The 1,282-nt window shown below is 66.5% G+C and carries 1 protein-coding gene and 1 pseudogene; both read right to left on the bottom strand.

What is annotated here, in order from left to right; all coding sequences use genetic code 11:
• Positions 1–615: AraC family transcriptional regulator (locus RT028_RS14810; protein ID WP_312935874.1), on the bottom strand; the 615-nt coding region annotated here is incomplete at its 3' end.
• Between the two features lie 457 nt (positions 616–1,072).
• Positions 1,073–1,282, bottom strand: a pseudogene (locus RT028_RS14805) (LysR family transcriptional regulator); the annotation flags it as partial.

Raw genomic sequence — 1,282 nt, 5'->3', positions numbered from 1 at the left:
AGCAGCGTCGGTCAGGCTGGCACCGGCCAACACCTGCGCGAGGGCCAGGCGCAGTCGCTGCCAGAGCAATAGCCGCTGCACCGAGATGCCCAACTGGGCGCGGCTCAGGCGTTGCAGTTGGCTGGCCGACAACCCGGCCAGTGCTGCGAGCATGCCGGGTGCAGGGGCGTCGGCCGGGCTGTCGAGCAACCGATGCAGCGCCCGTTGCAAGCGCCGATCCAGTCCCGGTGCAGGCACCGTCTGCAGCCCCAGCATCAACGCCTCAGCCGTTGTGGGGCGGCTGGCCTGCAGGGCATCGGCCAGGGCATCCAGGGCATAGGCATAGGGTTCGGCGAACAGCGCCAGCACCGGCTGGTTCGGGCGCTCGAAGGCATGCGGGCAGCGTGACGGTATGAACACCTGCGCGGCCTGCCGGTAATGGCCGTCGATCCACACCGACAGCGGCTCACCGTCCAGGCTGGACAACCATTGATGGGGGTGATGGGCGTGCGCCTGGGCATGCCCGCACTGTCCTTGGAACACCAGGTAGTGCGGGGCGAGCCAGGCATCGCCTTGCCAGGGGGCTTCTGCGGTCGGCATCACGACAGTCTCGTGGTCGAGGCTGCCAGAGGGCATGGCAGCGCGCCGCAGAATAGCCGATTGCGCCAGGTGCTGTCAGAAGTGTCCGAGTGTTCCTGGGTTTGAACATCCACAGTGCCAGATGGCTCCAGCCCCGCCGCGGGCACCGGTGCTGACAGGTTCGTCCGCGTTCGCCCGGTGGCAAAACCAAGGCAAAGCACAAGAGATGAACACAGCACAACTTGCAGGGCCGTTAGTTGGGGGTGCAGCTCATCACCGATCCGGTGCCTGACCCTCCTGCCCAGCGTCCAATGAAGTCAGCAGGCGTTCCAGATGCGCCTGACTCTCCGCCTCCAGCCATCGTAGGGGAGTGTGTGAGTCGACTCGGTTGTGTGGCGTTGAACAGGGCCGATCAGAGGCTGTTCCGCGAGTGCTGCCTGGCTCTGCGCGCGTCCAGGGACGTCTCCGGCAGGTCTCCATCGCTGGACCCGCCTGGCTGTTGGGGCGTCCCGCTTCAGGGCTGGCACCAATGCTGCCCCTGGTGATTGGCTACCAGAAAATCCACGAACAGCCGGACCCGCGCCGGCATCGCCGGGCCGCCCACGAACACGGCATGGATCGGCTCCAGATCGCCAGGATTGAAACCTTCCAGGAGTGGCACCAGACGCCCGCTGGCCAAATCCTCGGCGACTGAAAAACGGCCGATCCGGGCGATGCCGGCGCC

This window comes from Pseudomonas sp., assembly GCF_032058845.1.
In the GTDB taxonomy this organism is placed as follows: domain Bacteria; phylum Pseudomonadota; class Gammaproteobacteria; order Pseudomonadales; family Pseudomonadaceae; genus Aquipseudomonas.
Note: the sequence above shows the minus strand (reverse complement) of the source record. Positions and strands in the feature narration are given on the sequence as shown.